This is a genomic window from Gordonibacter sp. 28C, from assembly GCF_003339845.1.
Classification (GTDB): domain Bacteria; phylum Actinomycetota; class Coriobacteriia; order Coriobacteriales; family Eggerthellaceae; genus Gordonibacter.
Genome location: NZ_PPTR01000001.1, coordinates 274,401 through 300,913, shown reverse-complemented (window position 1 = coordinate 300,913; position 26,513 = coordinate 274,401). Strand labels below are relative to the sequence as shown.

At 61.5% G+C, this 26,513-nt stretch carries 19 protein-coding genes; 2 read left to right on the top strand and 17 right to left on the bottom strand.

The window, feature by feature from the left end; translation table 11 throughout:
- Nucleotides 1-6: 6 nt before the first annotated feature.
- From C1878_RS01240 to C1878_RS01220, 5 genes are all read right to left on the bottom strand, one after another.
- Nucleotides 7-516: a nitroreductase family protein gene (locus tag C1878_RS01240; protein ID WP_199519259.1), complete on the bottom strand. Its 510-nt coding sequence runs from the start codon at nucleotides 514-516 to the stop codon at nucleotides 7-9.
- 171 nt (nucleotides 517-687) lie between these two features.
- Nucleotides 688-1,896, bottom strand: coding sequence for a CynX/NimT family MFS transporter (locus tag C1878_RS01235; protein WP_147272882.1), 1,209 nt, complete (start codon nucleotides 1,894-1,896; stop codon nucleotides 688-690).
- A 76-nt stretch (nucleotides 1,897-1,972) separates the two neighbouring features.
- Nucleotides 1,973-3,235, bottom strand: coding sequence for an MFS transporter (locus tag C1878_RS01230; protein WP_158539647.1), 1,263 nt, complete (start codon nucleotides 3,233-3,235; stop codon nucleotides 1,973-1,975).
- A gap of 24 nt (nucleotides 3,236-3,259) precedes the next feature.
- Complete coding sequence (locus C1878_RS01225) at nucleotides 3,260-4,000, bottom strand: 4Fe-4S dicluster domain-containing protein (protein WP_114599883.1); 741 nt, start codon at nucleotides 3,998-4,000, stop codon at nucleotides 3,260-3,262.
- A gap of 2 nt (nucleotides 4,001-4,002) precedes the next feature.
- Complete coding sequence (locus C1878_RS01220) at nucleotides 4,003-6,489, bottom strand: molybdopterin-dependent oxidoreductase (protein WP_114599882.1); 2,487 nt, start codon at nucleotides 6,487-6,489, stop codon at nucleotides 4,003-4,005.
- 251 nt (nucleotides 6,490-6,740) lie between these two features.
- Between C1878_RS01220 and C1878_RS01215 the strand changes: the two genes are divergently transcribed.
- Nucleotides 6,741-7,706, top strand: coding sequence for a LysR family transcriptional regulator (locus C1878_RS01215; RefSeq protein ID WP_158539646.1), 966 nt, complete (start codon nucleotides 6,741-6,743; stop codon nucleotides 7,704-7,706).
- 664 nt (nucleotides 7,707-8,370) lie between these two features.
- On the opposite strand, the gene htpG is transcribed toward C1878_RS01215, so the two are convergent.
- The 10 genes from htpG to C1878_RS01160 all read right to left on the bottom strand — a co-directional run bounded on the left by htpG (nucleotide 8,371) and on the right by C1878_RS01160 (nucleotide 22,957).
- Nucleotides 8,371-10,296 carry a molecular chaperone HtpG gene (gene htpG / locus C1878_RS01205; RefSeq protein ID WP_114599880.1) on the bottom strand — a complete coding sequence of 642 codons (1,926 nt, stop codon included), beginning with the start codon at nucleotides 10,294-10,296 and terminating at the stop codon, nucleotides 8,371-8,373.
- A gap of 276 nt (nucleotides 10,297-10,572) precedes the next feature.
- Nucleotides 10,573-10,800 (bottom strand): hypothetical protein, encoded by a 228-nt coding sequence (locus C1878_RS16670; protein WP_199519258.1) that lies wholly within the window; start codon nucleotides 10,798-10,800, stop codon nucleotides 10,573-10,575.
- 204 nt (nucleotides 10,801-11,004) lie between these two features.
- Complete coding sequence (locus C1878_RS01195) at nucleotides 11,005-12,474, bottom strand: helix-turn-helix transcriptional regulator (protein WP_114599879.1); 1,470 nt, start codon at nucleotides 12,472-12,474, stop codon at nucleotides 11,005-11,007.
- Nucleotides 12,475-12,628: 154 nt separating this feature from the next.
- Nucleotides 12,629-13,900 carry a nitrate/nitrite transporter gene (locus C1878_RS01190; RefSeq protein WP_114599878.1) on the bottom strand — a complete coding sequence of 424 codons (1,272 nt, stop codon included), beginning with the start codon at nucleotides 13,898-13,900 and terminating at the stop codon, nucleotides 12,629-12,631.
- Between the two features lie 63 nt (nucleotides 13,901-13,963).
- Nucleotides 13,964-14,197, bottom strand: coding sequence for an ATP-binding protein (locus C1878_RS17035; protein ID WP_114599877.1), 234 nt, complete (start codon nucleotides 14,195-14,197; stop codon nucleotides 13,964-13,966).
- Nucleotides 14,198-14,350: 153 nt separating this feature from the next.
- Nucleotides 14,351-17,101, bottom strand: coding sequence for a molybdopterin-dependent oxidoreductase (locus tag C1878_RS01180; protein WP_114599876.1), 2,751 nt, complete (start codon nucleotides 17,099-17,101; stop codon nucleotides 14,351-14,353).
- Nucleotides 17,102-17,144: 43 nt separating this feature from the next.
- The gene (locus tag C1878_RS01175) at nucleotides 17,145-17,759 is read right to left on the bottom strand and encodes a molecular chaperone (protein ID WP_114599875.1); all 615 of its coding nucleotides are present in this window, start codon (nucleotides 17,757-17,759) and stop codon (nucleotides 17,145-17,147) included.
- Between the two features lie 117 nt (nucleotides 17,760-17,876).
- A complete protein-coding gene (locus tag C1878_RS01170; RefSeq protein ID WP_114599874.1) occupies nucleotides 17,877-18,494 on the bottom strand; it encodes a 4Fe-4S dicluster domain-containing protein in 618 nt (205 codons plus the stop codon).
- Between the two features lies 1 nt (nucleotide 18,495).
- Nucleotides 18,496-21,195, bottom strand: coding sequence for a molybdopterin-dependent oxidoreductase (locus C1878_RS01165; protein ID WP_114599873.1), 2,700 nt, complete (start codon nucleotides 21,193-21,195; stop codon nucleotides 18,496-18,498).
- A gap of 832 nt (nucleotides 21,196-22,027) precedes the next feature.
- Complete coding sequence (locus C1878_RS01160; RefSeq protein WP_114599872.1) at nucleotides 22,028-22,957, bottom strand: SGNH/GDSL hydrolase family protein; 930 nt, start codon at nucleotides 22,955-22,957, stop codon at nucleotides 22,028-22,030.
- Nucleotides 22,958-23,201: 244 nt separating this feature from the next.
- Between C1878_RS01160 and C1878_RS16665 the strand changes: the two genes are divergently transcribed.
- Nucleotides 23,202-23,609: a DUF302 domain-containing protein gene (locus C1878_RS16665; RefSeq protein WP_199519257.1), complete on the top strand. Its 408-nt coding sequence runs from the start codon at nucleotides 23,202-23,204 to the stop codon at nucleotides 23,607-23,609.
- Nucleotides 23,610-23,639: 30 nt separating this feature from the next.
- Here the strand turns inward: C1878_RS16665 and C1878_RS01150 are convergent, their stop codons facing one another.
- Nucleotides 23,640-25,052 carry a sodium-dependent transporter gene (locus C1878_RS01150; protein ID WP_114599870.1) on the bottom strand — a complete coding sequence of 471 codons (1,413 nt, stop codon included), beginning with the start codon at nucleotides 25,050-25,052 and terminating at the stop codon, nucleotides 23,640-23,642.
- 104 nt (nucleotides 25,053-25,156) lie between these two features.
- On the bottom strand, nucleotides 25,157-26,395 hold the full coding sequence (locus C1878_RS01145) for a LuxR C-terminal-related transcriptional regulator (protein ID WP_114599869.1): 1,239 nt from the start codon (nucleotides 26,393-26,395) through the stop codon (nucleotides 25,157-25,159).
- Nucleotides 26,396-26,513: the final 118 nt, after the last annotated feature.

The following is a 26,513-nucleotide window of genomic DNA, read 5'->3' as shown; positions in this document are numbered from 1 at the left end:
ACATCGCTAGCAGTTCAACCAGTGCACGCGGTCTTCCTCGTAGCGGTCCTTGCCCTTCGCGACCGGCTCGGTCTCCGGTCGGCCGAGCGCGATGACGGCGAACGGCTCGAGGCCCGCCGGGGCGCCCACGATCTCGGACACGGCGGCCATGCGATCGGGCTCGGGCGCGATGCCCATCCACACGGCCCCCAGACCCAGGTCGACGGCCTCCAGCAGGATGTTCTCCACGCAGGCGCTCATGTCCTGCACGGCTATCTCGGGGAAGCGCAGGCCCTCCGTGCGCATGCACGGCACGATGGCGCATGCGGCGCCGGCGGCCGGCTTCGCGTAGGGGCTCGCCTCCGAAAGCAGCTGCAGCGTGGCCCGGTCGCGCGCCACGTAGAACTCCCACGGCTGCTGGTTGCCGCCCGAAGGAGCCGCCATGCCCGCGCGCAGCAGAGCGCGCACCTCGTCGTCGGTCGTCGGGTCGTCCGTGAACTTCCGCACGCTCGCCCGCTTGAAAATCGCGTCCACCATGTGGTGCCTCCTTCTGTCGAACGGCTGAGGGGTCAATGATATCGCTCGCCGAGCTCGCCCTTGCTTTTTGTTTCCTCATAATCATTTCGGGTTTGGCTTCATGCCTTTTCTAAACCGCACTTGCCGACCCCATTCGGATCGCCCTCGCTTAGACAACGAGCGATTACGATGCTATTTGAACTTCGTCGCAATAGCACTTGCGACACCGACCAAGCCCATAACACCGCACGCAAACGCCAGCAGACCCCAATTGTTTAGCCGAACACCCAAAAAGAAGGGCGCAGCCAGCCCTGAAAACAACTCTCCAAAGCATTGAACGAACATGTAAATGGAAACGGCCATCGTGTAAAAACGCTGGTTATCAATCACCCTCGTAATCGACGCCAAAGTGGATACAAAAACAGGCGTAGCAAACAAGCCCATTGCCGTTGCCGCGACCCAAAGCATCGCACCTTGCGAGGTGAAGAGCATCACCGTGGTAATCATATTGGCAAAAAGAGCGAGCACAAGAATTTGTTTCGCACACCCGAATCTGTCCATCAGAGCACCACCGATAGGACCTGTCGCCATGGAGAGGAGCATGGGTATCGTAGTGACGAAGCCCGAAACGGATGCGTCCATTCCCGTGCTTTGCATGTAGCTTGGCGCGTAGCTCATAATTGTGAAATTGAGAAGATTGAAACTCAGCCAAGCAACCAAGAAAAGCACGAAGTTGCGACTTGGCTTGATTTTTCCAGCTCGAGCCTTTGCGCCCCCCGTTTCCCTCTTCGTCGCAGGCACGCTTTTCGGAAGCGGAACGAACGCCAGAACTAAACCCGCAACAATCGCAAGGGGAACGACGAAAGCAAGCCATAGGCCCGCAAATCCCATTGGCCCGAAATAAATCGCAGGAGCCAAAACCTCGCCGATAAATGCTCCGAGGGGAATCCACGCCCCCCAAATGCCATTCGCCAAGCCTTGCTTTTCTTCTGGAACCACTTGTTTGATCGCTATAGGCCCCGCCACGCAAATAATCGCGAACCCCACGCCTTCAACCCCGCGAGACAAAACAAGAGGAAGCGGTTGCTCGAAAGCGAGCCCCAGCAGAGATCCGGCAACGCTGAAGAACGAAGCTACGAAGATTGCCTTCTTGACTCCTATCTTGCCAGTCAACGGGCCGGAGGCAAGCGCCATCATCGCACCCGAAAGCGTGAACATGGTAATGAGCCAAGGGCCCGATTCTCCGGTTAATCCCTTGTCGACGATCAGGCTCGAAAGAACCGTTGGAACCTTGTATTGAACCGCGGCGAAAAAAGTGGCAAGCAGCATGAGGACCGTAGGGATCAGCAAATATCGAAGGGTACCGCCCTTAGCCTGCACATCGTTTTCGTTCCCATTCAAAAAATCAGATCTCCCTTCCGATAGCAAAGGGGAACGTCGGAAAAGTCGCCCGACGTTCCCCTTCTTCAATACGCAATCACTTGGTTTTTGCAACCTTTTCTTTCTTTTCGATTGCCGCGGCTTCTTTGTTATTGATGAGCAAACAACAGAGCGCGCCGAGCAAGCCGATTATCAAACACGGTAGTCCGGCCGCCGACCAAACGTTGCCGGCGGCTTCAACGACGGTTCCGATGACCAAAGGGCCCACTGCGATACCCGCGTTTTGGAACAAGGTGACCAACGCCACGACAATGCCGATGTAAACGGGCCTTGGAATAGTATCCGGACCGATTGTGAACAGCGAACTCGAGATAAATCCCACGAAGAAGCCCGCTACTACCATCGCAAGAGCAGCGACCATCAGAGAAGGAGCGAAAAACGCGAGGGCAGCTCCGAATCCGAGGCCGGCGAGACCGATGGCGGGGAGATATTTACGGTTTTTTATACCAACTTTATTGAGTAGGACGCCGTTCAAAACGATGGCGGGAATCATCACTGCGCTCAACAAGCTGACTATAAGAGTCGAGAAATCGAGAGTGGCGCCATACGTCTCCACCAAAGCCGTTGGCATGTAGGTAGTCAAACCGTAAAACGTGATGTCGAAGCAGAGGAAAGCAACGAGGACGCACCACAAACTCGGAGTTTTCACAAGCTTTTTCACGCTCACCTTCTCGGCCGTCTCATTGGATTCTTTCAACTTTGCGGTGTGCGATTCCGTATAGGGACGCTTGTTGGAAAGCCGAGCAAAAACAACGACGAGCGTGATTGCGCTCAACACCGCGCCAAGCCACCAAACGGCATGCCACGAAAAAGACTCGGTGAGGAGCGGAGACACGTTAAGCATGAAAAAGCACGCGATCGGATACATGCAAACCATGATCGCAGTCGGTAAGCCTCTTTTGTCCGGCGTAAACCACTCATCGATAATGAAGGCGCAAATGACTCCGAGGATACCAATGCCCGCACCGCTCAGAACGCGAGCAAAGCACAGCACGGCGAAGGATTCCGTCACTCCCCCAAGGATGCCAGAAACAAGCGGCAGGGCGACCGCCAAGGCCATGGTAAGTTTTGGCTTGATTTTCGTAAGGAGCCAAGCTGCCGGAAGCGCCGCCAAGAGAGAGGCCCATCCCAACGCGCTCATGAGCCAGCCTCCGTCGACCACGCTCAAGCCCATATTCTCAGATAAAATCGGGAGAATTGGAGGCACCCTCTGCTCGGAAGTTTCAACGACGAAAAAACAGAGACAAACGATGGCGGTAACCGCCCAGGATTTTTTGCTATTCAAACGCGAGTCTTCCACGATCTTCCCCTTTCTTGATACAAGCTAACCTGCAAAGTTATGGGTTGAGCGCAAGCGCGTTTCGCATGATTCATGCTTCATGCGAAGCTCGGGGCTCCGCAAAGCTTCACGAGGCACCTCCGTCACGTCCTGCGCGCTGTCAAAGAGATCGTCGAGCCCTTCTCTCTTTTTCATAAGCTCAACGGCCTTTTCTGCGTCGTACGAAACAATTCGCTTTCTGTCGGCAGCGGCTTTTACAATGAAATTAGGCGACGTAACCGGCTCGGGCATCTGATCGAGCCATCGCGACGTGCCGTACTTTGCGGTCATTTCGTCCACCGGGCCGAAATCGAGAGCCCTGAGCGGACAGGATGCCACGCACACAGGAATATGCCCCTCGTTGAGCCGGTCGACGCACATGGTGCATTTGCTCATTTTGGTATCGGAACCGTCGTCCGCGAATTTCGGGGAGCCGTAAGGGCATGCCTCGTAGCAGGCTCGACAACCCGTGCACGCATCTTGGTCAACAAGAACGGCGCCGTATTCGCCTTCTTTCGCAACCGCCCCGACAGTGCAAGCTTTTACGCAAGCGGGATCGTCGCAGTGCGCGCAGGGGAAAGCCAAACTGCGAAGCCTTATGTCGGGAAACGCGCCTTCCTCCCATTCGTAAACCGACATCCATTTCTCGGGTCCAGCCTCAATCCCATTCCAGTCTTTGCAAGCGACCGAGCAGGCATGGCACGAATAACAGCGACTTTGATCGAAATAGAACGCGTACTGGCCCATCTCTATCGCCTCTCTCCCTCGACAAGCTTCTCCACCTGCACAAGCCCATGCTTGATATTGACTCCCACGGCATGCGGCAGATGGACATCGTCCGTCATCACATTTGTCGATCCCGCATAGTCGACTCCTTCGGGCATGAGGCTCGTTTTCTCCCGGCCGCCTTCGTACCAGCGACCGTGATAAACCAAAACCGTCCCAGGCGACATGCGTTGGGTGATGTAGACGGGCAGCCTCATCTCTCCTTTATGGTTGAATATGCGAACCATGTCGCTCTTTTCGATGTTTCGTTTCGCAGCATCGGCGGGATTGATCCAAACCGCGTGTTCGTAGCAGTCGTTCAGCAAAGGGTTCTTGTCATTGCACGATTGCTGCCTGAACATGGAAACGGCCGTGGTCAACACAAGCGGATAACGCTCGGCTTTTTTATCGTAGAATGAATCGAGAGGCTTTCCGTCGGGCATATAGGCAAGCTCCCAACGCGGCATCGGATCCATGTAGCCACCGAATCTCGTGTCTTTTCCGTTCGATTCGACCAGGGTTTGCGAGACGAATTCGATCTTCCCTGATTTGGTGTTCTCATAGGGGTTTCTGTCGGCCCATTGGTAATCCATGAAAGCGTGAAAAGGCACCTCTATGGGAATGCGGACGATGGGCATTTCGAGGAACTCGTCCCAAGGTTTGATTTCGGCTCCGAGATTCTCCATTGCGAGCCGGTAATCAGCGTACCACTTGTCGTAGGCTTCATGATAGATGTCATCCACCCTCGCGTCCCACTCGTTCCAAGGAACGTTCTTGAGACGGGGGCAATACCGATCCGCAATGCCAAGTCGACTTGCCAACGCCGACCATACCCAATCGACGGAACGTATTTCGCCAGGCGGATCAACCACTTTTTGCGCGTACATGAAGTAATTGTGCATGCCCCCGGGACCTTGCATGAACCTATTTTGGCCTAGCAGGTACTCGTCGGTCGATTCGAACATGTGAACAGGCGCCGGAAGCACGATGTCGTAAGCGTCCATTGTCTGCTGCTTTTTGTTCCAGAGCCAACCCCAGCTGAAGTGAGTCTCCTTCAAAGCTCGGATGCATTTGTTCGTATCGGGTATGCCATTCGCGAAATTATTGAGACCGATGAGCATTTGTATATTCGGAACAGGGCTTTCGGGCGGACAGCCGATAGCTGCCCGATATTCTTCCTCGGAGAGTGCGCCTGATTCCATATCTTTGCGCATGAGGATCGCGTCTGCAAGCTTGTTGTGATTGAGGCAGATGGGCGCTTCGTAGTCGCCTGGCTGCTGGCCGAATTCAGGCTCCGGCACAGGCATGCGTTCGGGCGTCCAAATGCAGATGCCGCTTTCGCACCCACCGGCAACGTCGATGTTTCCCGTCATGCTCTGCAAAAGCATCACCATGGAAGCGACGTACTCTCCCCCGTGCCGTTTCGAGACCGAGTATTGAAGCTGCAGGTGAGTCGGCTTCGTCGCACCGTATAGCCGCGCAATATCTCGTATGGTTTCCGCAGGCACGGCGCAAATGCCCTCTGCCCATTCCGGATTCCTGCAAACGCCGTCCTCGCCCCCCATGACGTATGCGCGAAATTGGGCAAAACCCTCGGGCTCGACATGCTCGGCTACGTAATCCGCGTCATAGAGGTTCTCTTCGAAAAGAACTTGCGCCATTGCCAACATCATCGCCATATCCGTGCCGGGCCGAATGGGGATCCATTGATCCGCAAGAACCTCGGCGCTCGTCGTGTAGCGAGGATCTATCAGAATGATGGGAATACCCTTTTCACGTGCGAGCTTAAGATAATAGGCAACATAGCCGTACCAGCTCACAAGAGGATCCATGCCCCATAGAATGATGAGCTTGGAATTGAAAAGATCCGGCGCCTCGAACCCGACCTCGCCGATGTAGCCTTTTCCGGAAAACATCTTTCCGACATCGTAGCCAAGATGCCTATACTCGGCCGTCGCTTGCGCCGGGGCGGAATTTTCGCCCCATGCGCCCACCCCTGCATGAAGGTAGGGTGCGAAAGGAAAGAAGCAGCGATCCCAAAACGAATCGAGATGCAGGATGCTGTGCGGGCCAAATCGTTCTATGACCTCCTTTATCTGGGCGGCGATGGTGTCGAGAGCCTCGTCCCAGCTGACCCTTTCGAAATCGGCCGACTCACCCTTCTTCCCCTTGCGCCGCATCGGATACAAAATGCGATCGGGATCGTCGAGCGACTTCTTCCATGCATGACCCTGAACGCAAGGCCGGGCCTGGAGCATGCCCGCTCTGACTGCGTCATCCCCGACGTTTTCGCGCCCCATTCCCGCATTGATCGAATCGTCCGGCTCAATAGCGGTAATCTTGCCATCCTTCGTCCGGCACTTCAAGATGCACACTGCATCCCAGCAGCCGTTCTGATAGCACGTCGTGTAACGCACCTCTTCACCTTCGTGCCGTTTCGCCAACTTTTGGACAATCTCGTTCTGATCCATGTTCCCCCTCCCTCTCTCATCTGCTTTTCCTGCCCGGTTGCATGATTGCTTGCACGCTGGGCTTTCACTTGGAATATACGAGCGCGGACTGGAATTGCCCTAGCACCGTTTTGGAATACCCCTCTCGCAAACCAGGAATACGCCTGCACGGACTACTCACTGATCTTCATTGGGCTATGATGATTTCGAATAAGCACTGCCTCCAAACCAAAGAACGGGCGTTTATACTGCAAAGGGGTAGAGGGGTAGCTATGAACATCGATTTAATGAATGAGTTTATTGAGTTCTCGAAGAGCCTCAACGTCAGCGCCGCAGCAAAGAGCCTCTTCGTGTCCCAATCAACTCTCAGCAAGCATTTGAAGGCCCTGGAAGAAGAGGTCGGAGCCCAGCTTATCGACAGATCGCCCGCTTCAGGATTGAGGCTTACCGAGGCGGGCAAAGTGTTCTTGGATGCCTGCAGCCTCATTTCGCATTCCTACGATGTTGCGCTTGAGAATTGCCATAAGCTCTCGCGCAGCCCAAAGAAGATCTCGATTTTGAGACCTTGCACTATAGACGCAAGCTCAGAGCTCATTTACGAGGTCTATCGCAACATGCAAAAGGATCACGACGATATCTCCGTCAGCCTTTTGCAAATGGGCGGCTACTCCATGATCGAAAACCTTACCATGGGGCGCGTTGATTGCACGACATCCCATATCGTTTCACCTATGCAGAAGGCAGAGTTAGAAGCAAAGAACGTCAGCCTTATTCCCTTGCTCGAAGACGATGTCTACGTTTGGGCGCAGAAGGATTCAGAGCTGATAACGAAAGAGCACCTGTATGTGAGAGACCTGATAGACGTTCCGATACTCGTACCTGCAAGCAGAATCTACATGGACCTACACGAATGGTACACCTTTCTCTGCGCTAAAGCGGGTTTCAAACCCTTGCTTGCCTACAGGGATGTGAACGATATGTACGAACTCATGAATACCAACCTCAAACACGGCATCATGGTTCTCACGTCAGAAGCAACTATGGGCGACCCCGTCTTCGAACTGCAATCAAACCTTGCTTTGAGGCCATTCGAAGATAACGACCTGAAAAACATTCTTTACCTTGCGTTTATGAAAGATAACGACAACCCCGCTTTGCAAGTTCTCATCGATTGCATCAGGAGCCACGAATACCCTGTTTTCAAGGGGAAATCCGTTACCGACATCATTGAGCGATAGCCACTCGCCGAATCGACGAGGGCGTCGGGCACCGCCTCAAACCTATAAGCCTTCGAGAGCGCGGAATGAAACGGGGATCAATCGCGAAGTGAAGGGATGCCTGGGCAGACCATAGGGGAGACCGCATCAAAAGACGTCGAAAACGCCCTTCGTAGAGCCAGGCTTGCCCCGCCCTAACGTGGCGATCGCGGAGCGCGCGTAACGACGGCTTTTGATGCAGCAACGGTTTCGGCGCAGCAAGCATCCGAGGCTCGCGTTTTCGCGCGAAGCGCGAACGGGCGATCAGGAGATCGCCCCTACGGGGTCCATGGAACATGCGGACTTCTCTGCAGGCGCTAGCGTTCGCGCGAAGCGAGTAATCCACCGCCCAGGTTGCCTCGACAGGCAAGCGAAGCGGTGCCTGCCATGCGGCCGCAGGCCGCATAACGAACGCCCAGGTGGACGGCGCGGAAATGAAGCGACCCGCGCTTCGCGCGCAGCGCGAAAACAACCGCACGGGTTGGCGTAGTAAGCCAGCGAGGCCCGTTCTCGTGCCCGAGATCGTGGGGATGGCGGAGGCGTGGCGTACTTTGGTACGCGAGCCTTCGGCATCGCCGCGAGATCGGGTGCGAGGGCGGGCCGCAGCGTCGAGGGGTTCCGGCGGCTGGAAGCCGCCGGAACCAGATTACATCAGCTTCGCCACGTTCTGAGCGAAGGCGACGGGGTCGTCGATGGGCATGCCCTCCACCAGAAGCGCCTGGTTGTACAGCAAATCGGCGTAGAGGCGCACCTTGTCGGCGTCGCCGGCCTCGTGGGCGGCTTTCAGCGTGTCGAACACGGGATGCTTGGCGTTGATCTCCAGCACGCGCTGCGACTTCACGCCGTCGGGACCTTCGGGGCCCTTCGACAGGATCTTCTCCATCTCCAGCGAAACGGGGCCCTCGGCGGTGATGCAGGCGGGGGCGTCGGTGAGGCGCGCGGACACGGCCACCTTCGTCACGGCGTCGCCGAGCGCGTCTTTCAGGGCCTTGAACAGGTCTTCGTTCTCCTTCGTGGCCTCCTCGGCTTCCTTCTTCTCGTCCTCGGTGACGAAGTCGAGGTCGCCCGACGCCACGTTCTTGAGCTCCTTGGCGCCCTCGCCGTCCTCGTTCGCACCGTAGTCGCGCATGGCGGTGAAGCAGAACTCATCGACGTCCTGCGTGCACAGCAGCACGTCGAAGCCCTTGCCCAGCACCGTTTTCACGATGGGCATCTTGTTCAAACGCTCGACCGACTCGCCGGCGGCGTAGTAGATGGCCTGCTGGTCGGCGGGCATGGCCTCCACGTACTCGGCCAGCGTCACCAGCTTGTCCTGCTTGGCGGAGTAGAACAGCAGCAGGTCGGCCAACGGGTCCTTCTGCGCACCGTAGCTGGCGTAGATGCCGTACTTCAAGCCGCGTCCGAAGTTCTCGAAGAACGCCTCGTAGCCCTCGCGGTCGTTGTCGCGCATGTTCTCCAAGTCGGACGTGATCTTCTTCTCGATCTTCTTCGCGATGGCGCGCAGTTGGCTGTTGTGCTGCAGCGTCTCGCGGGAGATGTTCAGCTGCAGGTCCTGGCTGTCCACCACGCCGCGCACGAAGTTGTAGTAGTCGGGCAGCAGCTCCTCGCACTTCTCCATGATGAGCACGTTGGAGCTGTAGAGCGCCAGGCCTTTTTGGTAGTCGCGGCTGTACAGGTCGAACGGCGCGCGGCTCGGCACGAACAGCAGCGCGTCGTAGGACAGCGCGCCCTCGGCGTGCACGGAGATGGTGCGGGCCGGGTCGGCGAAGTCGTGGAAGTCGGTCTTGTAGAACTCGTTGTACTCCTCCTGGTCGACCTCGGACTTTCGTCGCTTCCAGATGGGGATCATGGAGTTCACGGTGTCGAGCTCGGTGTAGTTCTCGTACTGCGGCACGTAGTCGTCGCCGGCGTCCTCGGGCTTGGGCAGCTCGCGCGACTTCGTTACCTCCATGCGGATGGGGTAGCGCACGTAGTTGCTGTAGCGTTTCACCAGGTCCTTCAGGCCGTACTCGGACAGATAGGTGTCGTAGTTGTCCTCGTCGGTGTTGTCCTTGAGCGTGATGACGACGTCGGTGCCGTGCTCGGCGCGCTCGGCCGGTTCGATGGTGTAGCCCTCCACGCCGTCGCTCTCCCAGGCCCAAGCCTCGTCGCTGCCGTAGGCCCTCGACACCACGCGCACGCTCTTGCCCACCATGAACGACGAGTAGAAGCCCACGCCGAACTGGCCGATGATGTCCACGTCGTCGCCCTGCACCTCGTCGTTCTCCATCTTGAAGGCCATGGAGTCGGAATGCGCGATGGTGCCCAGGTTGCGGTCGAGCTCGTCCTTCGTCATGCCGATGCCGCTGTCCGACACGGTGACGGTGCGGGCGTCTTTGTCGAACGCCACGTTGATGCCCAGCTCGTCCTTCGAAAGCTCGATGGACTTGTCGGTGAGGCTCTTGAAGTAGAGCTTGTCCACCGCGTCCGACGCGTTCGAGACGAGCTCGCGCAGGAATATCTCGCGGTTCGTGTAGATGGAATTGATCATGAGGTCGAGTAGCTTCTTGCTCTCTGTTTTGAACTTGCGCATGGTGGCGTGCCTCTCCTTCGTCTGGAACAGTTGCTTCCACGGCAAGACCGCCGGACGGGCCGCCCCCGACGCGCGGCGCGCATCGACCTGTCTTAGCAGTCTCAACCTTCGAGTGCTAAAACGAGATTGTAGTACGACGCGTTTCATTGTCAAGAAGGAGGCCGCGCGATTACGGAAACAACCCGAAGAACTACCGAGGGAAGCGAAGCGGCGGCGCTCGATGAGCGCCGCCGCCGTCCGCACCGCAAACTGCTTTGCGCGGCGCAAAACCCAACCCTAGGCTCGAGGCGCTCCGGAAGGCTTCGGCATGCCGGGAGCCCCGGGCGCTCCGGGGGCCTTCGGCGCTCCCGGGGCCTGGGGGACGCCGGGGGCGGGCACGGCTCCGGCGAGATCCTGCGCCGAGGCCCCGCACCCCTGGCACTTCGTCGAGCCGGGCGGATTCGACGTGCCGCATTTGGGGCACACGAGGTTCTCCGTACTTGCCGCTGCTGGTCTGAAACACATAGCTTTCTCCTTTTCCGTCGCAGAACGCGAAGCTGACCGCTTATGGTCGGGATCGCGCGAAACGATGCCAACCCTATCGAAACGGCGCGGAAAAGGGCAGCGGCCCACGGACTGATTTCCCCGTTCTCGGACGTGTAATGCTTGCGGACTACACCGTGGGCCCCTGAGCCTACCGATCGGCGCCCCGCGGTAAAGAACGAAAACTCAGCTCGGATGGTTCTCGATGAAATCCAGCAGCTCTTGCTGCGTGTGCACGCCCACTTTCTGATAGATCCGGTAAATGTGGGCCTTCGCCGTATGGACGGCGATGAACAGCTCGTTGGCGATGTACTGGGCGTTGCGCCCCTTGGCCAAGAACACGAACACCTCGTGCTGCCGCGGCGAGAGCTTCGCCTCCTGGGATATCTCGGTGACGCGCCGCCGCCACTTCCCCTCCGAGGCGTCTTCCGACAGCAGACCCCCCACCGGCGCAGCCTGAGCGTCCGCCCGCGCGCATTGTCCCTCCGCGACCAGCAGCACGACCGCGGCCAAGATGATGGCCGAAGCGATAACGGGAATAAACGGCGACTCGACGTGCCAGTACAGCACGGCCATCGCGCCGAGCCATCCGCACGCGACGCCCGCCCCCTGGGCGATCATAGCCAAGCTGACGAGCGACACGGCATGGGTTTTGAGCTCTCGCACGAAATCGGCGATGTCCAGCAGGCGAATCTCCACGTACAGCACGAAACTCGCCAGCATCAACAGGCTCGCCACGCCCAGCATGTCCTGGGGAAGCCCCGCGAGCAGCAGCAGAGACGCGACGCAGACAGGAAGGAGCATTCCCTCGACGTCCCCCAGGAACAGATGCCGCGCGTTGTGCGCGAACGCGATAACCGCACACAACACCGCGGCGGCGATCAGGGCCGCAAGCGACCCCGCCGGGAAGACGGACGCCTCGCCCGTGCCCACGAACAGGCCCAGCACGAACCCCGCAGCCATGCCCCACAGGCCGTCGACAAGACCCTGCCGCAGCCGGCCTTCGAAGAATAGCCGCTCCGACTCCATGTCGTCGAAGCCCTCTTCGCGCGGTACGATGCTCTTGCCCATCTCGAACAGCACCGTGGATGCGATCGGCAAAACCGCCAGAACGACAGAAACGCCCACGGCGTTCAACGCGAAAGCGGACAGGCCGAAGATGCCGGCAGCGAGCGCCAGGGACACCGCCACCACGATGATGACCGTCTTCGACGAGCCGGCCATGGAATAGAACAGGCTGGATCGATACACCAGCACCGCCAGGGCGACGCCGCTCAGGGCCCAAACGACCAACCACAGAGACAGAGGATGGTCCCCCGTCCAGATCATCGCCGCCAGGGGCAGGCACCCCACCACGCTGAACAGGATGGTGACGATGCGCGAAAGGCGGGCGAGCACCTTCTTCGCCAAAAGCAGCGCGCACAGAAAGCTCACGACGCAGGCCGCCACGGATGCGGCACGGCACCCTTGATCGAAAACGCCCGTGTCGCCCTGCCCCATCATCTGGGGCGATAGGAACGCCACGGCAATCGCGGCGAGACAGCATGCATGCGCGAGGGTGCCCAAGACAACCGCGCAGTCGATCTTGATGACGACCGAAGGCCCTCGCCTGTCCTCTCCAACTCCCGCCCCGTCCAGCTTTCGCACGTCGCCCATATCCTCCCCCTTTGGATGTAGGTTGCTGCGGGCATCATGGTAGCATGCCGCAACGGCGGGGCCGCTGCCGCCCGCAAACCGTATGACACCCGAAAGAAAAGTCGGGGCCCGAGGGGCCCCGACTCGAACAGAAGCTCCTTTACCGCTCGAACCGTTACCGCGCCTTGATGAACAGCGAGAGAACGGCCGCGACGACGGCTGCGGGAACGAGCCAGAACCAACCCACGCTCAGCCAGTCGTTCCCCGTCGCCGCCAAGATGTTCGAGAACACCAAGGGGCCCACGAGAAGGCCGAGGTTCTGGCCCACCGCCACCATGCCGTTCGCGATGCCGGCATGCTCGGGCTTGCCGGCCAGCTCGGGCGCGGCGGCGTACGTGCCCGTGGAAACGCCGGACGAGAATATCGACACGTGGATGAAGATGCACACCACGAGCCCGGCGAAGCCCAGAACGGGGTTGAAGATGAAGAACGAGGTGACGATCAGGCCCATCAACGGAATGACGATGACCTTCTTCCTCGATCCGATCTTGTCGGACAGCATGCCGCACAAAGGCTCGCACAGGCACACGCCTATCATCATGGCGGCCACCGTCCAGTTGGACATGGCCAGGTCCATCCCCACGCCCTCTACCAGGTACGTGGGCAAGAAGTTCGTGGTGCCGCCGGGAGAGACGGCGTTGAAGATGGCGAACACCAGGGCGAGCATCCAGATGCGCAGGTCCTTGAGAACCCTGAGGGACGCCTTGAAGGAGGCCGTGACCTCTTCCTTGGAAGCCCCCTCGACGAACGGCTTCTCCCCGTGCAGCGCGACGTACTCCTCTTCCGAGGGCAGGTGGAACGCGAAGAGCACGACCGCGAAGGCCGCAACCGCGCAGATCAGGCCGAACCACCAGGCGCCCTGCCACCCGAAGGCCGCAGCGAGCGCGGGGGCCACCACCAGCATGATGAGCGTTCCGAACGGAACCCACGTGGTGAAGATGCCCAGCGGAAGGCCGCGGCGGTCTTTGGGGAACCAGGCGGCCAGGCCGGAGGGGATGGCCACGCCGAGCAGGCCGAACCCGACGCCTTCGACGAGGCGCGTGGCGGCCAGTATCTCGTACGACGAAGCGAAGACGCCCACCACGGAGCCCACCGCAAGGAACCCGAGGGCGATGAGCAGCGACGCCTTGATGCCGGCCCGCTGCACCAGCAGGCCGCCCGGAATGGCCAGGATCAAACCGGCCACGGAGAACACGGACATCAGCGTGCCGATGTCGGTGACCGGAATGCCGAGCCCGCCCACGGGATCCATGAGCACCGTCGCCAAGCTGGACACTTTGAACATGTTGAGGGCGGCTGCCGCCGCCGTCAGGTACAGCATAACCAGAACGGCCCAAGAGTATTTCGGAACTGGAGTTTTCTGCTTGGGCATAGTTGCACTAACCATATTTCCCCCTTCTCGATCCCATGATACAGAGAATTTCTCGTGACGCCCCTTGCAGGGGGCCCTTCATTCGGAGCGCATCTCCCCCTCGAACCCTCCGGGAAGCCCGGATGTCAGCGCCCGGTGCGCGCAAACGTCGACGCATCGATAGCAGGCCGAGCATCGCGCCGCATCGGCCACGCGAACCCGCCCGTCTCCGTCGAATTCGAGAACGCCCTGCTTGCGGCATGCGAGCAGGCAGCGCCCGCAGGACACGCACCGCTCCGGATGCGCGCGGATCGCGTTCCGTGCGCCTTGCACGAACTGTCTCGGTGGCCCGTAGAAGACGTCCCCCTCTCAACGCGGCACCCGACCGAACCTCCGCGCAGTCGGGCGCCTCGCCTCCCTCATCGGCGCGCCCGCCGCGCGACCCGGTACCGAGGCCGGCCGCGCGACGTCGCGCAAACGCCGGTCTTACGCCTTGCGGTCGACCACGCCGGGCTTGAAGTCGGGCTTCATCGTGTGCGGCTCGGCAGGCGCCTTGAGCGTGTTGGCGCCGTAGCTGCGCTCGTCGTCCAACTTATCGACCTCGACGGCCCCCAGGTGCTCGTACTCCCGGTGGTAGAAGGTGTCGCCCTTCAAGAACTCTTCGACGGGTATCTCCTTCTCGCTGCGGTCCTTCGGGTCGATACAGGGGTACACCTTGCACAGCAGCCCGCGCGTCACCCAGTTGCCGCCCAGCGGGTCGAGCGATTCGAAGTCGGACGGGCAGAGCAGGTTTCCGTTCGATTCGAAGATGCCCTGGCTCCACGGCTCCTCGGCCGGCAGCTCGGGATACCACCAGTGGGACTGAACGGCTATGCAGCCCTCCTTGATGTCCCATCCGATCTTCGCGCGCTGGCGGATGCGGCCGCGCGGGCTCTCTATCCAGCACCACTCGTTGTCGCGGATGCCCAGGTCGCGGGCATCGTTGTAGTGGATGTTGAACGTGGGCCACGGGAACATGGAGCGGGTGCCCTGGCCGGGAACGCGCCACTCCGAGTGGTACATGGGGCTCCAGCGCCCGCCCACCGTCAGGCGCAGCGGGTACTCCTTGGCCACTTCCGGCGTGTCGATGGGGCTTTCGAACATGGGAGACCAGTACGGCAGCGGGTCGTACCCGATGTCCTCCAGCATGGACACGAACAGCTCGCACTTGCGAGAGCGGGTGGCGAAGCCTCGGATCTGGCCGTTCGGCAGCGTCTGGCGGTACTTGTCGGGCTGCACGGCGCCGCACGGGTAGATGCTGCCCTGGTTCATGGCCTTCTGGTAGTCCATGTCGGGCACGCGGTCGAGCCGCTCGTCGATGGTCTCCTCGTAGGTCTCCCACGGCCAGTACTCCTCCTGGCCCAGGCGCACGCCCAGGCCCCGGAAGAAGTCGAAGTCCATGTGGCGGTCGAACTCGGGCTGGACGGCGCGGTCGCCGTAGAGCGTGAAGTCGTTGCCGTCCTCCAACGACGTGGCCATGGGCCGCTCGAAGCAGTCGGCGGCGGGCATGATGTAGTCGGCCAAGGCGGCGGTCGGCGTCTTCCAGTAGTCCACCACCACCAGCAAATCCAGCGCCTTCAGCGCCTGGTAGAGCTTCTTCGTGTCGGGAGCCCACGACAGCGGGTTCGACCCCCAGGCGATCCAGGCGCTCACCTTGTACGGGTCGCCCTTGAGGATGGCGTCGTAGGCGAGCGGCGTGGACGCGAGCAGCTGGTGCACCTGCGGACGGGGGATGTCCCACATCTTGCGGTAGTTCTTGTCGACCGGCTCGAATCCCTCCCAGCTCATGACCTTGAATATGTCGTTGCCCAGAAGCTTCTTGCGCGTTTCGGGGGTGACGACCTCGGCCATCTCGAACTCGGAGTCGCGCACGGGGAACTCCTTGCCCTTGCCGGGAACGGGCACGGGGCCGGGCTCGCCGATGTAGTCGCCGCCCAGGTTGTCCACGTTGCCCGTGAGGATGCGCAGGATGGTGCGGGCCACGCCGCCGTAAACCGAGTTCACGCCATGCGCGTCGGAAGCTCCCACGCCCCACACCATCGTGGCCGGTCCGTCGCAAGCGTAAGCGCGGATGGCCTCGACGATCTTGCCGCGCTCGAGGCCGGTGATCTTCTCGCACTCGTCGAGCGTGTACTGCTTCATGCGCTCGGTCAGGGCGTCGAACGCCGTGTAGCACGCGGCTGTCGTGCCGTCCTTGAGCGTCACCTCGAAGTCGCCGGTCAGCGCGGCGTCGACCTCGGCGTTGAAGTAGCGGTTCTCATCGGAGTTCCAGAACACGGGGCCGTTCGTGATGGCGTCCCAGGCGACGAAATCGTCGTTGTTCCCGTCTTCCACCACGTCTTCCGTGCGCAGGATGTGGTTGTCGTCCTTGCGAACCAGGAAAACGGCGTTGCTCCAGTACTTGAGGAAGTCCTCGTCGTACCACTTGTTCTGGATAACCAGGTTGATCCACGTGAGGGCCAGGTAGACGTCGGTTCCCGGATAGATGTTCAGCCATGGCTCCGAGACGGGGGCCAAACCGGCGCATACCGGGTCGACGCAGATGATGCGGGGCTTCCAGCCGTCGCGCGACAGCAGTCCCTTGAACTGCCGCGAAAGGGGCGACTGGGGACCGTACACCTCGCCCGGACGGCGCGTGCCCCACAAAACGATGGTCTTGGCGTACTCGGGCGTAACCGGCATGGCCAGCTCAAGCGGCCAGCCGCACATCGACAGGTTGATGGTGTACGTCCAGCACCAGCAAATGGAGCCGGGGTCGATGATGTTGCCGGGGTTGCCGAACAGGTTGGAGAAGCGGCTGCGGGCCCACAGGTGGTCGCTGCGGTAGGTGCCCTCGGAAACCACGAGCGTCTCAGGGCCGTACTTCTCCTTCAATTCGGTCAGCTTCGCGGCGATCTCGTCGAGCGCCTGCTCGTAGGGAATCTCCTCCCACTTGTCCTCGCCGCGCTCCCCCACCCGCTTCAGGGCGTGGTTGATGCGCTGGGGGTGGTAGTGGAAGCGGATGGCGTTCTCGCCATGCGCTCCGATGCGCTCGCAGAGCTCCGTGCCCTGCTCTTCGTTCGGCTCGATCTTGACGATCTGACCCGTTTTCGTGTCGACTCCCACGTACAGGGAGCAGTTCATATGGCAGAAGAAGCAACGGTTCTGGGTCCATTGGATCCCGTCCTCGTCGATCTCTTTGTTGATGTGCTTCGCCATCTCTTTCTCCTTTTGTCGTTCTCGACCGTATCGTGCGGCGGGCTTACAGATCCGCGATCGCGGCAACCGTGCGTTCGGTGAGCGAAGACGTCAGCTTCAAGAACTCCGTGCTCGACCTTCGCCTCACGTCGTCGCAGAACCGGGGGATCCAGCGCAGGACGTGCTCTTGAACGAAGGCGTCCTTCTTATCCATCAGCTCGCCCGCGCGGACGGCGTCGCCCCTCTCATGCGCGTCGCGCGCGGCCTCCAGCAAAAACGCAAGGTATCCCAGCTCGTAGCTGATGTGGTCCTCCGGCTCCCTGCTGTCGCCTTGGTCGGGCGCGTAGCCTTCGGCCTCGTAGACCTTCTTCACCTCGCCGGCGGGCGCTTGCATGAGCAGCCGCTGCTCCCCGCGGTAGATGGACTCGTAGGGGAACGGGGCGTCGGGCTTCACGCCGTAGAACAAATCGGTATGGTCCACGGCGACGTCCTTGAGCCCGGCGTCGTCCATGCCTTCCGCCACGCGGCCCAGTGCCTCCGCCTCCTCGATGCCGAGCTTGGCCGATTCCGCGCGCAGCGGCTCCAAAGCCGCCACGGTCGCGCGGGAGGGGGCCGTCCAGTACAGGTCGGACAGCCATGACGCCAGCTGCCGGCAGCCTTCTAGCTTGTCTTTGTCCATGATGCAGACTCCTCGGTTCGCGGATCCCGAAGGCGGGCGCCTTTGTCCTGAAAGGGGACGGTCCCCTTTCAGGACACCGAAGACGGGCGCCCTCGGTGTCCGGGTTTGCGCTACGGTCTACTCGTTGTGCCAAGCCGGGCTGTACAGACGGTCCATGTCCTCCCAGGTCTTCTTCGACAGCAGGTAGTGCATCGCGGGACCGTTGCCCGTCTCGGGCTTCAGCTGGTGGTCACAGCCCACGGCGCTCCAAGCCGCCACGGTTTGCGCCACCACGCTCTCGGGGTCGTCGAAATCGCCGAACAGGATCGATTTGGTCAGGCAGCCGGCAGCGCACACGGGCGCCTCGCCCTGGTCGATCAGATCGGCGCACAGGTCGCACTTGCCGATCTTGCCGTCGACGGGATCCAGGTCGATGGCGTGGTACGGGCAGGCCTCCACGCAGGGCTTGTCGGCGCACTTCGCGCACACGGCGGTGTCGCCCACCGCCACGATGCCGTCCTCGCGCTTGGAAAACACGTTCTCGGGGCACACGGAAACGCAGGTGGGGTGCTCGCAGTGCTGGCACGAAACGGGCACGAAGTACGTGTTCGGATTCGGGAAATCCAAGCTCATGTTGGTGAAGGTCTCCATGTAATGGGAGCCCAGGAACGAGTGCGTCTTGTTCTTGCAGGCGATCATGCAGCCGCGCAAGTCGGAGCACGTGTCGAGGTTGAAAACGAAACCAAGCCTTGTCATGCTACATCACCTTCTCAGCCTGCGGCATAAGAGCCTCAAGCTCTTCTCGCGTGATCATGGGACGGTACTTCTCGATATCTTCGTCGCTGCACTTGTACACCTTGCACAGCTGGGAACGCAGGCCGCACGTGCCCGTCTCGGGGGTGCGGTTGTCGCATTCCAAGAGGTTCTCGCAGTTCCACTCGAGGCCGCCGTGCTGGCCTTCCGACGCGGCGCGCTCGGGGCGCCACCAGCCGTGCTGCGAGTAGGACACGACGCCGGGGGTCACCATGAACCTGAAGCTCACGCGCCCCATGACGCGGTTGTACGGCGCGCGACCGTGGTCGGGGGCCGACTCGACCCACACCCAGTCGCCGTGGGTGACGCCGAACTCCTTGGCCGTCTCGGGGTTGATGAACACCTCGGGCGTGGGGTTGCACTCGCGCAGCCAGGGGATCTGGCGGAACTCGGAGTGGAACCAGCCCACCTGGCGCTTGCCGGTGGTCAGCACCAGCGGGTACTCCTTGGCCTTTTCCGGCTGGCTGTAGGGGGACTCGGCGGGCTCGGCGTACGTGGGCAGCGGCGGGTAGCCGTACTTGTGGTGCAACGTGGAGAACAGGTTGGCCTTGCCGGTGTCGTTGGGGAACTTGCCCGCTATCTTGTAGCGGAACAGGCTGCGCTCCAAATCGCCCGAGGGATACGGGACCTTGCGCATCTCCAGGCACTCTTCCCACGTATGGTTCGTGAACTCGCGGCACCAGCGGTCGCGCTCCTCGTCGATGGTGTCGTTCTCCCAAAGCTTGCCCACCTTGCCGGCCCAGTAACGGGTGTTGTCGGGGTTCAGCAGGCGGTCGTTGTTGTAACGCGGGTCGAACTCCTCCAGCTTGTGCGCCAGGAGCGCGCCGAAGTCGTAGTCGTGCTTCGCCTCGCAGATGGGCTCGCAGCCGCGACGGTACGCGTTCTTGTACGGCGGCGAGAACAGCGTGGAGAACTCCAGGTAGTTGCGCTCCATCCACGTTTGCGCCGGGAACACGTAGTCCGCCCACTCGGCGGTCGGCGTCATGACGAAGTCCACGCACACGTGCAGCTCGATCTTGCTCTCGTCCTCCAGAACGCGCAGCCAGCGCGCGGTGGAGGGGTCGTGCAGCAGGAAGTTGGAGCTGATGGTGACGATGCCGTGAACCGGGTACGGGATGCCGGTCTCCATGGCCTGGATGGTGGTTCCCACGTCGGGCACGTTGAGCGTGGCGTCGGCGTTCTCGGGACGCGCGGGGTGCCAGCTGGTCCAATCCTCCCACGAGTTGCCGCAGGCGATGCGGTGGGTGTAGTACCCCAGGCGCTTGCGCTTCTGGTCGAGGGACAGGCCGTCGCCGTAGCTGATGTCCCACTCGCCGGGGAACGGCAGGGGCGTCACCGGGTAGAACTGCAAAAACACGGTGTTCGCAGACGCGTCGACGGAGCCCGTGAGGATGCGCATGCAGGCAACCGAGAGGAAGTGCTGCGAGGCGTTGGTGGACATGTGGTTGGTGTCCCAGCCGAAGTCGATGGGGAACTTGGAGTTGACCAGCATGTTCACAGTGCGCTCGATCTGGTCGGCGGGAATCCAGGTGACTTCCGACGTCTTCTCGTACGTCCACTCCCGCACCTTGTCGGCCAGAAGCTGGAAGGCGGGGGTGCACTTGGTGGGCTGCTTGTGCTTGCCGATCTCGATCGTGTAGGTGCCGAACAGCTCGGGGTCGAACGTGTCGGGCAGCACGGCGGGCGAGTACTCCGTGGAGGGGATGTTCTGCTCGAAGCGCTCGACGCAGGCCTCGTAGTGGGCCTTGCCGCTCTCGCCGCCCTCCCACTGGATCTCCTCGGCGTCCCACCACTTGGGACGGTTCTCGATGGCGTCCCACACCATGTAGCGATGCGGGGAGCCGCCCTCGATGTAGTCGCTCTCCATGAGCAGCCCGCCCGTGTCCTCGCGCACGAGGAAGGCGGCGTTGGACCATTCTTTGACGAAGGCCTTGTCGTACTTGTCCTGCTCGATCAGCTCGCGCAGCACGCACAGCGCGTAGGCCATGTCGGTGCCGGGGCGCACGGGCAGCCACTCGGTGCTACGGGAGGGGAACGCGCCGCAAACCGGGTCCAGCGTGACGCGCGGGAAGCCCGACTTCTCGGCCTCGACCTGCGCGGAAGCCAGAAGCGGAAGCGAGTACTCCATGTTGTTGCCGCACGAGATGTGGAAGTTCGTGTCGGGCTGCGTGGCGAAGGCGGAGTTCAGCATCATGCCGAAGTTCACCTGATGGTGCGTCTGGGGCAGTAGGCAGTGCTGGGTCACGCCCACGTAGTTGTTCGGCGTGCCGATCGTGCGGGCGATCTTGTTCGCGATCCAGCCCATGTCCTGGCGGCCGGTTCGGCCGGGGAACACGAAGGTCTCCGGGCCGTACTTCTTGGACATGTCGTATATTTTCTCAGCGACCTCCTGGATGGCCTGGTCCCAGGAAATGCGCTCCCACTTGCCCTCGCCGCGCTTGCCCGCGCGCTTCAACGGGTAGCGAACGCGGGTGGGACTGTACTCGAGCTGCACGGTCGCAACGCCGCGGCCGCAAAGCGGGACGCCGCCTTCCTCCGGCGGCACGGCCTCCATCGACACGACGCGGCCGTCCTCCGAAACGATGTACGCCGGACAGGTTAGCGTGCAAGCCCGGCAATGGCCGTATACTTTCTCTCTCGTCATCCTCTTCTCCCTTCAGATAAGCTCTCTCGCCTCATAGCTCACTTCTTTCCATCGACATGATTGTTCCGATGCGAAAGTCCCCCACTGGCCAAGCGCGCCTCCCTCCTTTCTCCGACGACTGCAACGATGCGTCGACTGTGGACGAAAATCGCCGTTGGATCCGAGTTCGGACAAGGTCTGTCCCCGTTGGGGGAGTGTGTCATGCGGGGAAGATCGGCAACAATGAGCCAGAAGCAGTAATCGCCGCGCACCCTGTTGGCGTTTCGGCTATATCCGAAGGATCGTGTTGTAGGCTTCGAGTATTACGTCAAGTAAACCCGCTGGTGGGAAAGCGGGCGATCTTGATGCTGGAGAAGTTGGCGGGTTGTACCGCACAACCCGTTGACAGCCCAGTTGCTGAAACACGCGGATGTCGCGAACGCCAATTGAGGAGCCGGTTGCTTCGTGGCGGACGGGTCGACATGGGCCATGCCGGCAGCGGTTCGACATGGAGCGGTACGACTTCACGGCAGAGATTTCGAGGTACGTGATTAATTCTCGTGCAGAAACCGGCTGTGCGCGAACAGGCGACGGCGTTTTGCCTGTTCGGGAAGTTTCCTCATGCTTTCAAGAGGGCGTGCGCTCGAAAGAAAATCACATACCTCGAAATCTCTGCCATCTTGGCATGCACTCCATGTTGAACCGCCGTAGATGCACACAAACGCACGCTGCGTTTTTGAGGCAAACCCAGCGATCGGGCGAGACGGGGAGTCGTCCTGTCAGACGGTAGGGCCTTCCGAAGCGTCGGCGGAGGTTTCGGCGGATGAGGCATCGAGGCGAAAATACTCGGCTCTTACTCCCCGCCCTTGTTGCATGCGAGCAACCATTGGCTGCCGGTGGCGCCGGCGTGGGGGCAGCCGATGCAGGAAGGCTCCTTGCAGGTTTCGGCGGAGGGCAGGGCGTCAAAGGCAGCCGCAGGCAATGTTGCAGCTTCGGCAATGCTCTCGGCCAGCACCGTGGGAGCTCCGGCGGTGCGTTCAGCCTCCATCGCGCGCAGCACCAGCGCGGCGAACTGGCGCATGCCGCGCGCCGTGGGGTGCGTGCCTTCCAGGCCCTCGTAGTCGCAGCCGAGCGCGCGCACGTCGGCAACGCGGCAGCCCTGGCGGGTGGCGGCGCCGCGGATAGCATCGTTGTAGGCGTCGAGGTGCACGCCGCGCAAGCGGTACGCGAACGTGGAGCCGTCACGGCCGACCACGCGGCCCGGGCACAGGGTGCAGCACCAGATTTCGGCGCGCGGGTAGGCGACGCGCATCCGCGCGAGCATGGCCTCGTAGGCGGCCCCGAACCGATCGGCCGCGTCGGCGGGCGCCAGACCGGGTTCGCGTTCCTCGCCCAGCGCGGCAGCGTCCAGGCACACGGGCATCGCGCTGCCGCGGCCGACCGCCTGAGCGTCCGCCCCGCCCCAGCCGTAATCGTTGATACCGATGAACACGAGGACGGCGTCGGGGGCCCGACCGTCGCGCGCGAGCGCCGCGATGCGCTCCGCGCTGTTGCCGGCCGGAAAGCCCGCGCCCTCCACCATACTGCCCGAATACGACCCGTTTGCCAGCAACTCGCCGTCCAGCGCGCCCACCACCTGCGCCCACCACGTGTCCTGCGGCGCGAGCACGCCGGTGGCCTCCTGCCGTTCGCCTTCGTAGAACACGCGGAAGCCCTCCGGGTTGCACCCCTCGAACGTGCTGATGGAATCGCCCAGAATGGAGAACAGCCGCTTTTCCGCCATCGTTTGCCCTTCGTCGCCTCGTCATGTCCGGCCGCGCACGGCAGCGCGCGGCGGTTCGGCGACCATGATACTAGACCTGTCGCGCGCCCGCCACGGCGCCGTGCCGAATCGACGCGTCAGCCGTGCAGAACGCGCACCGCTGGGTCCGGCGACGGGTTTTCAGCCCGCATTGCGACCCCAAAGGCGCTATGGTAGAACATGGTCGTCGCGCACAGCGGCGGAAACCACGTCGAAGGAGCCCCCCATGGGTGAATCGGAAGTCGGCAACCTGTGTCTGATCGAGGGACGCCTACCCGCAGACGAGACGGTTCGCCGCCTCAAAACCGAACTGGCAGCGCACGACATCCCCGTGTTCGCCACGTTCAACCACGCCGAGAACGCCGAAAAAGCAGGCCTCGACCTGCGACCCACAACGGTTGTGGTGTTCGGCTCACCCCAAGTCGGCACCGTTCTTATGCAGGCTGAACAGCGCATATCTCTCGAACTGCCCCTGCGCATCGCCGTTTGGGAAGACGAATCCGGCCAGACTTTGCTCGCGTTCCCCCAGATGAAAGAACTCGCAGCCCGCTACGGGCTCGGCGATATGCCCGTCATCGTAAAAATGCAGGAGCTTCTGGGAAGCCTGGCGAACCGGGCTGCGGACAACCGGTAGGCGCCCGCAAGCTGCACAGGGAGCGCGTCGTTACGCCATCCCCAACCAAACCGCCACCTTCGGCACGTATCCCATCACGAATATCACGATGATCAGCGCCGGGATGCCGAACTTCAGCCAGGGCTTCGACCAGGCGGGGAAACGCGCACCCTTGCCCGTGTCGGCCTCGGCCAGGAAGTTTTCCCAACCCCAACCGCCCTTCGTCACGCAGAACAGCACGAAGAACAAGCTGCCCAGCGGCAGCAGGTTGTTCGACACGACGAAGTCTTCGATGGACTGGATGTCGCCGATGGCGGGGATCTGCACGCCTGCCAGCACGTTGAACCCGAGCGCGCACGGCAAGCTGAGCACGCACACGATAACGGCCGTGCGCGCGACGGCCGTCTTGCGCGACCAACCCCACTTGTCCATGGACCAGCTGATGAGGTTCTCGAACACCGCGATGATGGTGGACAGTGCGGCGAAGCTCATGAACACGAAGAACAGCGCGCCCCACATCTGCCCGAACGGCATCTGGTTGAACACGCTGGGCAGCGTGACGAACACGAGGCCGGGACCGCTGTCCGGCTGCACCGAAAACGCGAAGCATGCCGGGAAGATAATGAGGCCGGCCACCAGCGCCACGGCCGTGTCCAATCCGCAGATGCGCAGCGCCTCGCCCGTGAGCGAGCGCTCCTTGCCGATGTAGCTGCCGAATATCTCCATGGCCGCAATGCCCAGCGACAGCGTGAAGAACGCCTGGCCCATAGCCGCGTACACGGCGTCGCCGAAGGTGGCCCACTGCTCGGCGGCCGTCGCGCCGGCGAACAGCTTGCCGAAGTCGGGAACGAGGTAGAACTCAAGGCCGGCAAGGCCTCCTGGCAGGGTGACCGCGCGCACCACCAACACCACCATGATGCCCAAGAGGCACAGCATCATCACCTTCGTGACGCGCTCGACGCCCTTCTGCAACCCCAGGCTGCACACCAAAAAGCCCAGCACGATGACCACGAGCATCCAGCCCACCAGCTCCGTGGGGTTCGCCAGCATGTCGTTGAACACGACGCCCACGCCTGCGCTGTCCAGACCGTTGAACGCGCCCGTTCCCATCTTCACTACGAACGACAGCATCCAGCCGCCCACCGTGGTGTAGAACATCATGAGCACCATGCACCCGATGTAGCCCCACCACGAGAACCAGTGCCACTTCCGCGACGGTTGCAGCGTGTCGAACGCCAGCGCGGCGCTCTTCTGGCTGGCGCGCCCCACGGCGAATTCCATCACCATGACGGGCAGGCCCAAGATGACCAAGAACACCAAGTACATGAGCACGAAGGCAGCACCGCCGTACTCGCCCGTGATATAGGGGAAACGCCACACGTTTCCCAGCCCGATGGCGCACCCCGCCGATATCAAGATGAATCCCAGTCGCGACCCGAACCGCTCTCGCTTGGCCTCGGCCATGCCACACCCCTCCGAAAAAGTCTTGTACGATATTGCCCCGTGGCAAAACGTTGCAATTGTACAGCAAGAACGACGTTGCGGGAGAGAATCGCCGACACCTCGGCTCAATCGCCTTCGACGAGCTCCTCTTCGACGAGGGCGAGGAGCTCTTCTTGCGAATGGATGCCCATCTTCTTGTAAATGCGGTAGATGTGGCTTTTGACGGTGGGGACGGAAAGGTACATGCGCTCCGCGATGGCGCGGGCCGTCAGCCCGCCTACCAGGTGGCCGAGCACCTCCCGCTCGCGCGAGGATATGCCGTAGCGCGCCTCGATGTCCGCCAGCCCCTTCTCGTCGAAGCCGGCGCCCTCTTCCTCGGTAGGTTTGAACGAGGTGATGTCGCTCGGCACGAGCGAGAGATAGGGCGACGCCGCGAGCTTCGAATAGTAGGCGTTCAGCTTTGCGATGAGGCTTTTGATGTACGGGCTGTCCAAGACCTCCTTCTTGGCCGCGAACCCCACTTCCAAGTAATACGGCTCCTTCATCTGCACGGCCACCGTGGCGTCGTCGCTCGAGTCCACCAGCTTGTGAAAGGCCGGGACGAACGTGATGGCCTCGTCGTTGGCCACGACGCGGAAACGGAAGGCGCTGTCGCTCGTGACCATGTAGATGGCGTTCTTCCCGAACACCTTCTCGGCCACGCGCTTGATGTCGCCGTCGGACGATACGATAGGACGCGACAGGATGTCGGCGTGGCTGAGCGCCCGCTTCGAAGCCAATTCCGACTTCTTGGACACGAGCACCTGGTCGTAGGAGATGAGGTACGGCTGGTACTCGAAGCCGTTCGACTGCAGCTTCTCGACGAGCGCCGCGTTCCGCTCGTCGTCGGGGCTGAACAGGCAGAGCAGGCCGAGGGCGACGCAATCGTCCCCCTCGGCCTGCTCCAGAAGGTTGTCGACCACCTCCGCGTTGTCGCACTGGAAGTAGCGCGCGTTCGCGAATATCTGGTCGAAGCTGTCTATCAGCGGGTTGAACAGCGCCACGTCGAACGCGACGTTGTTCAGGTACACCAGCACGGTTTTCTCGGAGATGCCCGATTCGCTGGAGCGGATGTCGGCCACCCGGTCGATCATGCGCTGCTGGATGCGCAGCAGCTCCTTCGCGTCGTCGAGCAGGGCCTCGCCGTACGCGCTCAGAACCACCTTGCCCTGCGTCCGCTTGAACAGCTGGCACCCCAGGCTCGATTCGAGCGCGGACAGCGAGCGGCTCATACCCTGGGGCGTGATGAAATCCTCGTTCGACGCCGCGGCTATCGACCCGAGCTTCGCCACGTCGACGAAGTACTTCAGGTAGTTCGTCTGCATTGCCTCACCGCCCTCGTCGCGCGCGGTCGCCGTGCGAGCACGAGCGCCGGCCGCGATCACCGAGCCGTGCCGCCAAGCTCAACCTGGCGGCACGGCCGTGAAATCAAAAATGCTTTTT